Annotated in this window: 13 protein-coding genes; 8 read left to right on the top strand and 5 right to left on the bottom strand. The window is 59.4% G+C overall.

The window, feature by feature from the left end; genetic code table 11:
- Positions 1-124 precede the first annotated feature (124 nt).
- From Q0908_RS17235 to Q0908_RS17255, 5 genes are all read right to left on the bottom strand, one after another.
- On the bottom strand, positions 125-736 hold the full coding sequence (locus tag Q0908_RS17235; protein ID WP_299287440.1) for a hypothetical protein: 612 nt from the start codon (positions 734-736) through the stop codon (positions 125-127).
- Positions 729-1,664: a hypothetical protein gene (locus Q0908_RS17240; RefSeq protein ID WP_299287443.1), complete on the bottom strand. Its 936-nt coding sequence runs from the start codon at positions 1,662-1,664 to the stop codon at positions 729-731. Before Q0908_RS17240 ends, Q0908_RS17235 begins: the two co-directional genes overlap by 8 nt.
- Positions 1,665-1,966: 302 nt before the next feature.
- Positions 1,967-2,611: a YrbL family protein gene (locus Q0908_RS17245; RefSeq protein ID WP_299287446.1), complete on the bottom strand. Its 645-nt coding sequence runs from the start codon at positions 2,609-2,611 to the stop codon at positions 1,967-1,969.
- A gap of 106 nt (positions 2,612-2,717) precedes the next feature.
- Entirely contained in the window at positions 2,718-4,115 is a 1,398-nt protein-coding gene (gene tagH / locus Q0908_RS17250) for a type VI secretion system-associated FHA domain protein TagH (protein ID WP_299287449.1), read from the bottom strand.
- A gap of 51 nt (positions 4,116-4,166) precedes the next feature.
- Positions 4,167-4,748: a hypothetical protein gene (locus Q0908_RS17255; protein WP_299287452.1), complete on the bottom strand. Its 582-nt coding sequence runs from the start codon at positions 4,746-4,748 to the stop codon at positions 4,167-4,169.
- 264 nt (positions 4,749-5,012) lie between these two features.
- Between Q0908_RS17255 and tssA the strand changes: the two genes are divergently transcribed.
- The 8 genes from tssA to tssG all read left to right on the top strand — a co-directional run bounded on the left by tssA (position 5,013) and on the right by tssG (position 13,038).
- Positions 5,013-6,059, top strand: a complete 1,047-nt coding sequence (gene tssA, locus Q0908_RS17260; RefSeq protein WP_299287455.1) for a type VI secretion system protein TssA — start codon at positions 5,013-5,015, stop codon at positions 6,057-6,059.
- Positions 6,060-6,124: 65 nt separating this feature from the next.
- Entirely contained in the window at positions 6,125-6,640 is a 516-nt protein-coding gene (gene tssB, locus Q0908_RS17265) for a type VI secretion system contractile sheath small subunit (protein ID WP_299153907.1), read from the top strand.
- A gap of 3 nt (positions 6,641-6,643) precedes the next feature.
- Positions 6,644-8,137 carry a type VI secretion system contractile sheath large subunit gene (gene tssC / locus Q0908_RS17270; protein WP_299153909.1) on the top strand — a complete coding sequence of 498 codons (1,494 nt, stop codon included), beginning with the start codon at positions 6,644-6,646 and terminating at the stop codon, positions 8,135-8,137.
- A 63-nt stretch (positions 8,138-8,200) separates the two neighbouring features.
- Positions 8,201-8,722, top strand: coding sequence for a type VI secretion system tube protein Hcp (locus tag Q0908_RS17275; RefSeq protein WP_299287460.1), 522 nt, complete (start codon positions 8,201-8,203; stop codon positions 8,720-8,722).
- 92 nt (positions 8,723-8,814) lie between these two features.
- Entirely contained in the window at positions 8,815-9,642 is an 828-nt protein-coding gene (locus Q0908_RS17280) for a type VI secretion system accessory protein TagJ (RefSeq protein WP_299287463.1), read from the top strand.
- A 3-nt stretch (positions 9,643-9,645) separates the two neighbouring features.
- A complete protein-coding gene (tssE, locus tag Q0908_RS17285) occupies positions 9,646-10,143 on the top strand; it encodes a type VI secretion system baseplate subunit TssE (RefSeq protein ID WP_299287465.1) in 498 nt (165 codons plus the stop codon).
- 7 nt (positions 10,144-10,150) lie between these two features.
- On the top strand, positions 10,151-12,028 hold the full coding sequence (gene tssF / locus Q0908_RS17290; protein WP_299287467.1) for a type VI secretion system baseplate subunit TssF: 1,878 nt from the start codon (positions 10,151-10,153) through the stop codon (positions 12,026-12,028).
- Positions 11,992-13,038, top strand: coding sequence for a type VI secretion system baseplate subunit TssG (gene tssG / locus Q0908_RS17295; RefSeq protein ID WP_299287469.1), 1,047 nt, complete (start codon positions 11,992-11,994; stop codon positions 13,036-13,038). The genes tssF and tssG overlap by 37 nt, the downstream gene beginning before the upstream one ends.
- Position 13,039 lies beyond the last annotated feature (1 nt).

Genomic DNA, 13,039 nt, shown 5'->3' on the forward strand with positions numbered 1-13,039 from the left:
TGACTTTGCAAAGTCTGGTGGATGGCTTGAGGCAAAGCGCACCGGGTTCATGAACCACAGCCAAGGCATTATCGTCTGACTTAGCAGGTTCGGTGCACATATCATGATATGTGCACCAATACCGCTACGTGCCGCCTTCGGTGTTTAGCTTGCGTTCGAAGTAAAAGCTGACCCTACCAACCGTTCGCGCAAAAGATGTCAGGCTTTCAAGCAAGGTGGCGTACAGCATGAATTCTAGCGCGGGCTTGAGCCAATCGATTACCGTCGCAAAAAATGAACGCCAACTTGCCTCAGTCCAAAATGTAAGAACGCTCCGCTTCTTGATCCACTCTACTAGCGCGTCGACATCTATGCTGGGTAGCAGCAGCAGCAACGACAATAGCACTGAAACCAGCGCAATCACGTTGAAGTAGGACACGTTGTAGAAGAGTTCTCTAGCCAACTTCGCAAGCTTCTCTTTCTTCAACCCTGCTTCAATCGATCCGTTATCTGCAATCGTGGGCAATGACCCGGAAAGCAGAAAAAACATAACGCTAAAACTGAAACCAATGAGTATGGACTGAACGGTCAGCAGAGCGCCCAACATCTCTGACGGAACAGTTTCGCAGATCAACACAAGACCAATGGATCCAAAAGCCACCAGTACGTAACGCAACCATACGGGTTTCTGGTCACCCGTGTCATAGTCGTAGTAAGTCGCGTTGTGATTTCTGATTATGTCCCGAAAGTTAGACATCCTCTTTTCCAGCAACGATGTCGTTCTTCAAAACGTCGAACATGGCGGTGCGAGTTTGGTCATAATCTGGGTGACCATCGTACTTGATTTCGACGTCGAGATAAAATCTGGACGCAAAGTCGCGACCACCGAGGACGTAGATCACACGGTCTCTGCCGTTGACGGATGCGATCACGGTGCAGTTCTCGATCTCTTCGTCCTTTACGTCGATGAGGGATTTTTTCAGCATCTCCGCAATCGCCTGCTTTCGCTTCTCGACTGGGCTCTTTAGCAAGGGAAACAGGCTTTTCTTGACCTCAGTCTCAAAACCATCTTCCGCCGTTCGCTTCTTAACAGCTACCATACTCCCGCTTGAGAACAGGTTATCGGAGGTGATTTTCTTACCTGTTGAGGACATGGAAACTTTGACTTCCTTCGCAACCGCCTTGTTCAAGTCGATGGCATCTTGGCGGAACGAATGGAAATCGAGTTGTGCTGACTTTTCCATGTAGCTTTTGATAGTACGGCTCAAGCTCGTGTATCCGCCGTAGCCTCCGAGGTACTGGCTGGCGACATAGATTCGACCGCTGTCTGATAGGTAAAGCAAGAAATGGAAGCGGCGCTGATTGATGCTGTCCGCCGAGATAGCCCCCTTCTCGGAGTTTTTGTACGAATGCCCCCAATATGCATTTTCATAGACTCCAAATAGGCATCTGCCGTTTACTTTTTGAACCTTGCTGAACGGCACGACCCGACCAAACTTGACCGCATTGAACTGCTCTGCGTCATTTAGGTCAGGTAGCACCTGTTTTTCGATCTTGGTGCATAGCTCATCAAATTCATCCTGCGTGATCGGGACTGCCTTTGGTTCCTGATCTTTGGCTTTTATCTCTCGCTGCAAATAGTGGAAGCTTGCTGTAACAACTTCATTTTTTTTTTGCTTTGGCAACGGTTCTCTCGCTCAAATTCCATCTTGGAAACGTTGTCACAAATCTGGTCAGAGTTGAAGTGTGGTGTTCAAACTCTGCCTTTTGAAGGGATAATGAATAGCTACCCAAAGCGCATAAGACCCTTGTATGTGATGGTTCGAGGGCTTCGGCAAAGTCCACTTCGGGCTGAGACCGGTTATTCTCAACGTCTAATGTTCTCCCCCCGAGGACTAACGCTACCGCTGATTGGACATCACCGTACCCGTCCCATCTACCCCAATGCTGACCCACACCCTGCGCCCTATCTCTGCCCCGCGCCGCTTTACGCCTTGGACCCCCGTCCCAACGCCCCTTCCGCGCGCCCCACGAACAGGCGGCGCAAGTCCTCGAGCCTCCGTGTGTTCAGCCGTTTGGACCATTTGCGCAGCGGTATGCTCTGTTTGCATCCAAAGCTGTCGATCCAGACAAAGCGCCCATGGCCCGGCCCTTCCGTCTGGAAAATGATGTTTTTGAGGTTCTTGTTGCTGACCACCACATGGTGCGCGATCAGCGTGTCGAAGAATGTGTGAAGCGCGGTCACGTGCCAGGCTTCGAGCCGCCCGCTGTCCATCAACTCTTTGAGCGAGGGGGGCAGGCTGCCGTCGGGGTCCGAGATGCGTTCATAGACCAGCCCCAAACCCAGGTCGGACTGCACCGTTCCGTGCACCGCGCTGATCGGCAGCCGCGCATCCGGGTCCTGGTGTTCCGCCTTGAGTTCCAGATAGGCGACGAATTCGCGCAGGAACCCCTTGTACATGGTCGCGCGGCGCAGGCGGCGCGTCAGCCAGCCAGCGTCCGGCAGGTGCCCGTCGGCATCGAACGTGCCGGGTTGGGGCACCTTGACCAGCAGCGTCGGGTCGTCGGGATGCGCGTAGACGTGTTGCCGCTCACCCTTGGCAATGACGGGCTTGTCGCTGAGCTTGAGCATGTCTTGGTCGGCGCCTTCTTGTTTCGGACAGCTGTTTTGCCTTGGGGTTTGTCGGTGTTTGACGGGGAGATCAAGCGTGCGTCCCGTGGGCTGTGATCGCGTGCCGTTACAGGCTGGCCAGTGCCTCGGAATAGCGCCGTGCGAACGCATCGACAAACGCGTCCAGCATCCCGTTTTCGCCCTGATCCGCTCGGGTCGTCCAGCGCTTGTTGTATTCGTCCCAACACTTGCGCGCGCCGCTGCCGAGCATGCCGCCACCGCCTCCGGCTGCGGCTTCGATGTCCTTGGGAGCCAGCCCTTCGAGCATATCGGCCATCGCGGGCTGGACGGCGGCCATCATCGCCATCTGGTGTTTGCGAATATCCGTAAGCGCGTTGTCGAACCCGTCTGGCCCGGTCTGATAGCCGTCGCGGGGGGTGACGAACATCGTCTCGAAGGCCTGGTCGGGGTCGAGCATGAATTTCATCGGGTTGTTGCCCGAGGCCACGCGCATGGTCCGGTCTTCCTGTGCGACGAACAGTTTCACTGCCGAGCGGTCTTGCAGCATCTGCATCATTTCGCGCGTGCCCATGCGGGCGCATTGCCCCAGCATCCGCCCCAGATCGCGCAGCGGGATTTGCAGGGCCGCCGCATCGTCGATTTCCGCGCCCTCGAGGAAGCCTGCCAGAAAGTCGTTCATGGCTGCGTTGGCGTCCGGGGCAGGGGTGGTTTCAGCCGGTTGGGGTTGAGGCGCGACCGGGGCAGGGGTGGGGTCGCTGAAGGACTCGCCAAACCCGCGCGGCGCTTTGGACAATTCAGCCCCGATGGTGGGTTTAGCTGCGGCTGGCGTGTCCACAAAAGGCCCGTCCGCATTTGGCTTGGGCAGGTCGTGGGTGAAATCATCGTCCGGGATCTTGACGTCGTTGCCGCCAGCCGGAGCATCACCAAGCGGGTCCGAGGGCCGCGCGCCCATGGGGGGCGCCGAGATGTTGCTGCGAAAGCGGGTGAAGTCGGGTGTCTGCGCCGCCTGTGCGGATGAACCGGCCCCGTGGCCGGGCGCTTGCACACCGGACTTGGGTCCGTTGTCCATGAACGCCGCCCCGGGAGGCGCCTGCACAGGCTGCCCGCTTTGGGTCAGGGGCCGCGTCTGGATGGCGGCCTTCGCGCCGGGGCTTGGCACATTTGTCGGCCCGAACGGGCGTTCCATTTCACGCAAGCGCGCGTGCATCACGTAAGGCCCGACCTGGATCCGATCCCCGTCCGCGATCACGTGCCCGTCCGTGATCCGTTCCTTTGACCCGTTCAGGAAAGTGCCGTTGGTGGACAGATCGTGCACCATATAGGCACCATCAGCGAAGCGGATATCGAGGTGATGCCCTGAGATGTGCCGCGTTGGATCCGGCAGCACCCAGTCATTGCCCGCCTTGCGCCCGATCCGGATCGAACGCGCGGTGACATCGCATGTGGGCTCTGTCTCCAGGTCTTCGACCGCATGGCTTTCAATGGTGAGTGTCAGCGCATCCATTTGAAACGACGATCCTTTGACAAGAACGAGTGGGGTGGCCGCGCGGCACCCTTAGTGAATTCGGAACAGTCCGGCAGCCCGGTCCAGCACATGATCAAGGGTGGCTTGTCGATGTTCGGTCTGCACTTGACCGATGGCCCGCAGCACGGCTGCGCTGATCGCCCGCGGGGCCCGCCATGGTGGTACCGTCACCAGATCGTTGGGGGCGAGTGGTCCGCCGGACCACCCCACCGCCATGCCCAGATGCACCACCGCTGTCCGGCGCTGCGCAAACATCGCCATTTGCAGCGTTTTCCAGCGCGCATCCGTTGTCGGTTCTTCGAGCCATTCTGCGATCCAATTGACCAGCATGGTTTCTTCGGGCGTCAGGTCGCCCTGGATCGCAAGCACGCAATCCAGCCCCCATTGGATCGCCACCTTGGGTTCGATCGCAAAGGCGGTGAAGGTGATCGCGTCTTCGGGGGTTTGCGAGCTTCGCAGCCGATCCAGAAAGCCCCGGTAGCCTTCGTCGCCCTGGGGGCGTTCGTGCATGAACTCTTCGATTTGCGGCACCCGTCCGAACAGGTCGGCCACGCGGTCAAATCGTATGGCGCGGGCCGGGGGCAGCGTTTGTTCAGAATTTAGATCGTCCATGCAGGCCGTCATATAAGTTTCTGTTTAATCACGGTCACAACTGTGCGCCGCGCAGCCCCGCAGGTCAATCATTTGGTGGCGTATGGGCGTCAGCTTGTTGCGTCTTGTGACACAGTGATCCGGGTCCGCCCTGTATTGTGGACAATTGTTCCAAGGTAGGGAATTCCCCTATGTACTTTCTGTAGCCAAAGTGGATTCCTCTGCTTATGGTGTCGCTGCGTCAGGCATCTAAAGCCACCTTAACAAGGCGCACTGGGGAAAGTTATGGACGTCGAAACGCTGCTTCAGAGCCATGGGGAAGATGTGCCCAGTGGTGAAGATCTGGAGTATGATCCGGCCTTCATGGAGCTGGAGATTGCGGCCCAGCCCGGCGAGGAACGCCAGGCGGGTGACGAGATCATCGCGGCTGAAGACCCCGATTATAAAGACGTGGCCGAAAAGGCCGCCGCCATCATGGAGCGCAGCCATGATTTGCGCGCCGGTGTGTTCATGGCCGAGGCCCAGTTGCGCCTGACCGGCTATGTCGGGTTTGCCAAGGCCATCGCCTATATCGCGGGGTGTCTGGACCAGTACTGGGACACATGCCATCCGCAGCTTGATGCGGATGATGACGACGATCCGACCATGCGTGTGAATGCGGTTCTGTCGCTGACCGATGATGGCCGCATCCTGCGCGGTGTGCGCCGCGCGCCCCTGACCAAGAGCCGCACATTCGGCGGCATCTCATTGCGCGATATCGCCGTAGCCGAGGGTGAAAGCACGCCCGCCGCCGACATGGAGAATATTCCGGATTCCGGGCAGGTCGCCGCGGCCTTTCAGGATACGGACGAGGACGACCTGCGCGAGATCGCCGAAGCCACCGCACAGGCCTATGCAGATGTGCAGGCCATTGACGCGCTGTTTGACGACAAGACGCCGGGGCGGGGCCCTGATCTGGACCCGCTGCTGAAACTGCTCAAGCAGGCCAACGCGCGGCTTCAGTCGGCAGGTGCCGGCGCGGCGGATGGTGATGCGGCTGACGGCGATGACGCCGCCGCAACTGACGGTGCCCCGATGGGCGGTGGTGCCATTGCCGGGGGTGGCGGTGCCGTGGGTGGCATCAACTCTCCCAACGACGTTCAGAATGCATTGGATCGCATTATCGGGTACTATGAGCGCCATGAGCCCTCGAGCCCGCTGCCGATCCTTTTGATGCGGGCAAAAAAGCTTGTGAATGCAGATTTTCTGACCATCGTGAAGAATATGGCCCCTGAAGGTGTTGATAACGTGAACCTGATTGGCGGCATAGAAGAAGACGATGATGACGATTAAGCAGATTTTGGTCCAGTTCGCGTGACCATTGAAAAAACAAACTGATTTCGAAGGAGACAAATCGGATGGCTGGGAGTTCACAGAAGTTCATTGCGCGCAATCGCGCGCCACGGGTTCAGATCGAGTACGATGTGGAATTGTACGGTGCCGAGAAGAAGGTGCAGTTGCCGTTCGTGATGGGCGTTATGTCCGATCTGGCCGGTAAGTCCGAGGTCGAGCAACCCGCCGTTGCGGATCGCAAGTTCCTTGAAATCGACGTCGACAACTTTGACGACCGGATGAAGTCGATGGCACCGCGCGCGGCCTTTACCGTGCCCAACACCCTGACCGGTGAAGGCAACATGGCTGTCGACATGACCTTTTCGTCGATGGATGATTTCAGCCCTGCCGCCATCGCGGCCAAGGTTGAGCCCCTCAAGGAACTGCTCGATGCCCGCACGCAGCTGAGCAACCTCATGACTTATATGGACGGCAAGACCGGTGCCGAGGAACTGATCGCCAAGATCACGCAGGATCCGACCCTGCTCAAAACCCTTGCCGCACAGCCCGCCCCCAAAGCTGACAGCGAAGATCAGGAGTAAAAGATGGCCGAGACAGAAACAGAAGTCGCAGCCGGTGGTGAAGCCACGGCGTTCGGGTCCTCCGATTTCGAGAACCTGCTGAAAAAGGAATTCCGGCCGAAGTCGGATCAGGCGAAGTCCGCCGTTGAACAGGCCGTCAAGACGCTGGCCGAACAGGCGCTGGCCAATTCCGCCCTGATCAGCGACGACGCCCTGCGCACGATCGAAAGCATCGTGTCCCAGATCGACAAGAAGCTGACCGAGCAGGTCAACGCGATCCTGCACCACCCCGATTTCCAGCAGCTTGAAAGCGCGTGGCGTGGTCTGCACTACCTCGTCAACAACACCGAGACCGACGAGATGCTCAAGGTCCGGGTGATGAACATCTCCAAAAAGGACATGCACAAGACATTGCGCAAGTTCAAAGGAACGGCTTGGGATCAGTCCCCGATCTTCAAGAAGATCTACGAAGAAGAGTTTGGCCAGTTTGGCGGCGAACCCTATGGCTCGCTGGTGGCCGATTATCACTTCGACCATTCCCCGCCGGATGTCGAATTGCTGGGTGAGATGGCCAAGATTGCCGCCGCCGCCCACGCGCCCCTGATCACCGGTGCCAACCCGACCCTGTTCCAGATGGACAGCTGGTCCGAATTGGCCAACCCGCGTGACCTGACCAAGATCTTCCAGACGCCGGAATACGCCTCGTGGCGGTCCCTGCGCGAAAGCGAGGATTCCAAGTATATCGGTCTGGCGATGCCCCGCTTCCTGGGCCGTTTACCTTACGGGTCGGCCACCGATCCTGTCGAGGCCTTTGCCTTTGAAGAAGACACCGACGGGTCCGATGCCACCAAATATGGCTGGGTCAACGCGGCCTATGGCATGGCCGTCAACATCAACCGCTCGTTCAAGGAATACGGCTGGTGTTCACGGATCCGTGGCATCGAAAGCGGTGGCGCGATCGAGGGTCTGCCCTCGCACACGTTCCCGACGGACGATGGCGGTGTGGATCAGAAGTGTCCCACCGAGATCGCGATTTCGGACCGGCGCGAGGCCGAATTGGCCAAGAACGGCATGATGCCCCTGATCCACCGCAAGAACTCGGATCTGGCGGCCTTTATCGGTGCCCAATCGCTGCACAAGCCTGCGGAATATGACGACGACGATGCCACGGCGAACGCCAACCTGGCCGCGCGTCTGCCCTATCTGTTCGCGACCTGCCGCTTTGCGCATTACCTCAAGTGTATCGTGCGCGACAAGGTCGGTTCGTACAAAAGCCGCGATGACATGCAGGACTGGTTGCAGACATGGGTCAACCAGTATGTCGATTTCAACCCCGACACCTCACCGGAATCGGTCAAGGCGCAACAGCCGCTGGCCGCCGCCGATGTTGTGGTTGAAGAAGTCGAGGGCAACCCCGGCTACTACACATCGAAGTTCTTTCTTCGACCCCATTACCAGCTTGAGGGGCTGTCCGTGTCCCTTCGCCTGGTGTCCAAGCTGCCGAGCGAAAAGGGCTGATCCAGCGCCCATTGCCTGACAGAGAACCAACTGAGAAACGATCAATCATAAGGAAAATCCGAAATGTCATTTGACGCATTTATGTATATCCCCGGTGTGAAAGAAGTCGAAGGCGAGACCCAAGACGAGGACATGTCCAAAGAGAAAGCCTGGGAAATCCTGAGCTTTGAAATCGGTGCCGAGAACAACATCAATATCGGGTCGATCTCTGGTGGTGGTGGTGCCGGGAAGGCCACGTTCAAGGAATTGACCGTGACCAAGAAAACCGACACGGCCTCGTGTGGTCTGTTCCTGAAGCTGTGCGAAGGCGCTCACTTTGATGACGCGCACATCGTGCTGCGTCGTTCGGGCGGTGCCACAAGCAAGTCTGGTGTGACCTTCCTGCAGTTCGATTTCAAACTGCTGATGGTTCAGGATATCAGCTGGTCCGGTTCGGACGGGGATGACATCTGCGAAGAGACGCTGGTCATGCAGTACGGTGCGATGAAAGTCACATACAGTGCGCAGGACAAGCAGGGTAAGATGAAAGAGCACTCCAAAGCCATGTGGAGCCGCGTCAAGAACAAGGCCGAGCTGGTCGTATAAGCCCCGCGCTTTTCGCACTTTCTTGAACAACCTGGTCAAGCCCCCCTCGGGGCTTGCCCTTTGCCGCCTTATGCCCAATCTGGAGATGCCCCGTGCAAGCCGAAGACCTACTCAAAGCCGGTGATCTGGATGGCGCATTGGCCGCGTTGCAGGATGCCGTGCGCGCTGACGCATCAAACCCTGCCTTGCGCATCTTTCTGTTCCAGTTGCTGAGCGTCCGTGGCGAATGGAAACGCGCCATTGCCCAGCTCAAGGTGTCCGCAGAGATGGACGAGATGGCCGTGCCCATGGCCCAGACCTATCGCGAAGGCATCATCTGCGAGGTCTACCGCGACAAGGTATTCGCGGGCGAAAAGGACCCCCTGATTTTTGGCGAGCCCCAGGAATGGATCGCCCTGATCCTTGAGGCCCTCAAGGCCAATGCCGCAGGCCGCCCCGACGAGGCCGCCGCCACCCGTGCCCGCGCTTTTGACGCCGCGCCCACGACGACCGGCTCCATTGATGGCACCCGTTTCGAGTGGATCGCCGATGCCGATATGCGCCTTGGCCCGATCCTTGAGGTTGTCATCAACGGCAAATACTACTGGATGCCTTTCACCACGATCTCCCGCATCGAATTCGACGCCCCCGCCGATCTGCGCGACGCGGTGTGGACCCCTTGCACCTTGACCACCTCCAACGGTGGTGAGGTCGTGGGCCTGATCCCCACCCGCTATGCTGGCACCATCGAACAGGGTGGTGCGGCCGAAAAGCTGGCCCGCGCCACCAACTGGGTCGATCTGGGTGCCGAGACCTTTGCCGGTGTCGGCCAGCGCCTGTTTGCCACTGATCTGGGGGACACCGCGCTGATGGATATGCGTGTGCTCGACCTCGACACGGCCGAGGATGCGGGTACGGACACCTCTGGCGGCGGGGATTGATCCATGTCCGACAAGATGATCGCCGAACGCTTGCAGCCCTCCCTTCTGGATCGGCTGACGGATGACAATCCGACCGAGTTGACCGAGCGTCGCGAGACCCGCGTGATCGACGTGCGCCAGCTGCGCGACATCATCCAGCGCGATCTGGCCTGGTTGCTCAACACCGCCAACAGCGCGGCCCAGATCGATGCGGATGTCTATCCCAATGTCATCGCCTCGACCCTGAATTTCGGTATTCGTGAGGTCGCGGGCGATTATTCCACCGCCGAGCGGGCCGAGATGATCCGCAAGTCCATCATGGAGTCGGTGCAGGTCTTTGAGCCCCGCATTCACCCCGGATCGCTGGATGTCGAATTGCGTGTAGGCCAGGAAAACCGCGACACCGTTGTCTCTTATGACATCCGCGCGGACATGTGGGCCCAACCGATGCCCATCGAGTTGTATCTGCGCAGCCAGGTCGATGTGACCACGGGCGAGCTGCAACTGGAAAGGATCGCCTGACCCCGCCATGGATACCCGACTGCTCAAACACTACGAAGGCGAGTTGGCCTTCATGCGCGACATGGGGGCCGAGTTCGCGCAGGCCTATCCCAAGATCGCGTCCCGTCTGGGCATGGACGGGATGGAGGTGGTCGACCCTTACGTGGAACGGCTCCTTGAAGGCGTCGCCTTTCTGTCCGCCCGTGTGCAGCTTGAACTTGAGCTGCAATATCCGGCCCTGACCTCGCACCTGCTCGAGATCATCTATCCGCATTACCTGAGCCCCTCACCGTCGATGATGATCGCCGCCTTTGAGCCGGACATGCAGAATGCCGCCCTTGCCGATGGCTATGTCATTCCGCGCCATTCGGAGTTGCGCAGCACCTTGGGCGATGATGATCATACCGCCTGCGTGTTCCGCACTGCCGCTGACGTCAAGCTGTGGCCCATCACCATCACCGAGGCCGAGTATATTGATGGCCGGGGCGAGTTGGTCGCCGCCGGTGTCTCGCGTCAGACCGAGGCCCGCGCCGGTATCCGCCTGCGTCTGAACCGTCATGGCGGTCTGCCGATCTCCGAACTGTCGATGGACAGCCTTGTGCTGTACCTCAATGGGCAAGAGGGCAAGAACTGGGCCCTGCACGAATTGCTGAGCACGCAGGTGACCGGCGTTGTGGGCCGCTCGACCGACCGGCGCGCCGACTGGATCACCGAATTGCCCAACGGCGCGGTCGAGCCGCGCGGCTATGACCCCGAAGAGGCACTGTTGCCCACCCCGCAGCGCAGCTTTGACGGCTATCGGTTGTTGCAGGAATATTTTGCGATGCCCGAACGTTTCCATTTTGTGGAGGTGAAGGGGTTGTCGCTGGCGCTGACCCGTTGCACCGGGTCGGATGTGGACATCTATATCCTGCTAAGGAATGGCGATCCCGATATCGCCGCCGGTGTCACGCCCGAGGCGTTTACGCTCAATGCCGTGCCTGCCGCGAACCTGTTTCACAAACGCTGTGACCGCGTTCATGTCAGCAGCTCGAAGGTGGATCACCATGTGGTCGCCGACCGCACCGCGCCGATGGATTTCGAGATTTATGCCATCGAAAGCGTGGCCGGGATTTCGGCGGATGGCGAAAAGGACGTGCCGTTTCGCCCGTTCTACTCCGCGACCGATCTGACGGCGGCGGGTGACATGCACACCGCCTATTTCACCCAAGCCCGCAAGATGCGCCAACGCTCGGAAAAGGAACGGCTGAAAGGCGTGCGCACGTCCTATCTGGGTTCGGAAATCTATCTGTCTTTGGTGGATGCCGAACAGGCTCCCTATGGCCCGTCGCTGGACCAGCTTGCCATCCAGGCGATGGTCACGAACCGAGATCTGCCGCTGCTGTTGCCCACCGGAGCCAAGGACGTGTTCCACCTGCCCGTCGGTGGCCCGGTCGCCCATATCACAACACCTGTCGGTCCGACGCGGCCTCGTCAGACGTTGGCGCAGGGCGACACCGCGTGGCGGCTGATTTCGCATCTGAGCCTCAACTATATCAGCATCGCCGACAACAGTGCCGATGACAGCGCGGCGGCTTTGCGCGAACTGATCGGTATCTATGCGCCCTCGGGCAACAAGGTGCTGGAAAAGCAGCTTGAGGGGCTGAACGCCGTCAGCACCCGCCCCATCGTGCGGCGCATGGCGGATGAGGTGCTGTCGACGGCTGTGCGCGGTCTCGAGATTTCGATCACCTTTGACGAGAGCTTTTTCGAGGGCACCAGTGCCTATGCGCTTGGCGCCGTATTGGAGCGGTTTTTCCGCAAGTATGTATCCATCAACAGTTTTACCGAAACGGTGCTTGTCACCCAGCAACGCGGGGAGATTACCCGATGGCGGCCGGAAACCGGTCTGGGGAGGATCGTCTAGCCTCTCTTGAGACGCTGGCCGCATCCCCGGAACAACATCACATCTTTCACGCTTTCCGGTTGTTGGAAGCAGCCTTTCCCGACGCGCCCCGTATCGGTGAGGCGCGCCGCCCGCGCGAGGATGCGGTGCGCCATGGTCAAGAGGCCGAGCTGAAATTCCCGCCCTCGACCCTGGCCGCGTTCGACCCACCCAAGGGCAGCAAGCCGGGCCGTCTGACCAACCGCTTCTTTGGCATGTTCGGCCCCTCGGGCCCGCTGCCGCTGCACCTGACCGAATATGCCCGCGAGCGGATGCGCAACCACCGTGACCCCACGCTGGTGCGCTTTGCCGACATGCTCACCCACCGCCTGACCACGCTGTTTTATCGCGCGTGGCGGTCGGGCCAGCCCGCAGCCAGTTTTGATCGCGGCGAGAATGACGGGATCGAACAGAAGGTCGCCGCCATTGCCGGTCTTCACGGGCGGCAGTTGCGCGGCAAGGATGACTTGCCGGATCTGGCCAAGCGCCACTTTGCCGGGTTGTTGTCGCAAGGCCCCAAGAATGCCGAGGGGCTGCAATCGATGATCCAGGCCTTTTTCGGCGCGCGCGTCGAGGTGCAGGAATTCGTCGGCTGCTGGCTCGAGCTGGAACCGGACGACCGCTGGCAGATGGGCCAAGCCGCCCAACTGGGCCGCACCGCCTCGATCGGGGATCGGGTGTGGACCCGGTCGGCCAAGTTCCGGCTGCGCATTGGCCCGCTCAGCTACGCTGACTATCAGCGCCTGTTGCCGGGCGGTGGATCGCTGGCCCGCCTGCGCGCGGTCGTGCGCAACTATGTGGGCGACGCACTCGATTGGGATGTAAATCTGGTCCTTGCGGCCGATGACATCCCGGAGCCGAAACTGGGCGAAACGGTCCGCCTTGGTCAAACCGGATGGATTGGCCAGAAAACCATAACAAAAGATGCGGATGATCTGTTTCTGGAGCCCAACATCCAGACCCATGCCGCTGTACTCTCGGGAGGGACATAAC

It is taken from the genome of uncultured Tateyamaria sp. (assembly GCF_947494755.1).
Taxonomy (GTDB): domain Bacteria; phylum Pseudomonadota; class Alphaproteobacteria; order Rhodobacterales; family Rhodobacteraceae; genus Tateyamaria.

Bases quoted from the DNA above. Each gene is read 5' to 3' on its own strand.
- Q0908_RS17245 (WP_299287446.1), bottom strand. From the start codon at position 2,611: ATGCTCAAGCTCAGCGACAAGCCCGTCATTGCCAAGGGTGAGCGGCAA.
- tssB (WP_299153907.1), top strand. From the start codon at position 6,125: ATGGCTGGGAGTTCACAGAAGTTCATTGCGCGCAATCGCGCGCCACGG.
- Q0908_RS17235 (WP_299287440.1), bottom strand. From the start codon at position 736: ATGTCTAACTTTCGGGACATAATCAGAAATCACAACGCGACTTACTAC.
- tagH (WP_299287449.1), bottom strand. From the start codon at position 4,115: ATGGATGCGCTGACACTCACCATTGAAAGCCATGCGGTCGAAGACCTG.
- Q0908_RS17275 (WP_299287460.1), top strand. From the start codon at position 8,201: ATGTCATTTGACGCATTTATGTATATCCCCGGTGTGAAAGAAGTCGAA.
- tssG (WP_299287469.1), top strand. From the start codon at position 11,992: ATGGCGGCCGGAAACCGGTCTGGGGAGGATCGTCTAGCCTCTCTTGAG.
- tssF (WP_299287467.1), top strand. From the start codon at position 10,151: ATGGATACCCGACTGCTCAAACACTACGAAGGCGAGTTGGCCTTCATG.
- tssE (WP_299287465.1), top strand. From the start codon at position 9,646: ATGTCCGACAAGATGATCGCCGAACGCTTGCAGCCCTCCCTTCTGGAT.
- tssC (WP_299153909.1), top strand. From the start codon at position 6,644: ATGGCCGAGACAGAAACAGAAGTCGCAGCCGGTGGTGAAGCCACGGCG.
- tssA (WP_299287455.1), top strand. From the start codon at position 5,013: ATGGACGTCGAAACGCTGCTTCAGAGCCATGGGGAAGATGTGCCCAGT.
- Q0908_RS17255 (WP_299287452.1), bottom strand. From the start codon at position 4,748: ATGGACGATCTAAATTCTGAACAAACGCTGCCCCCGGCCCGCGCCATA.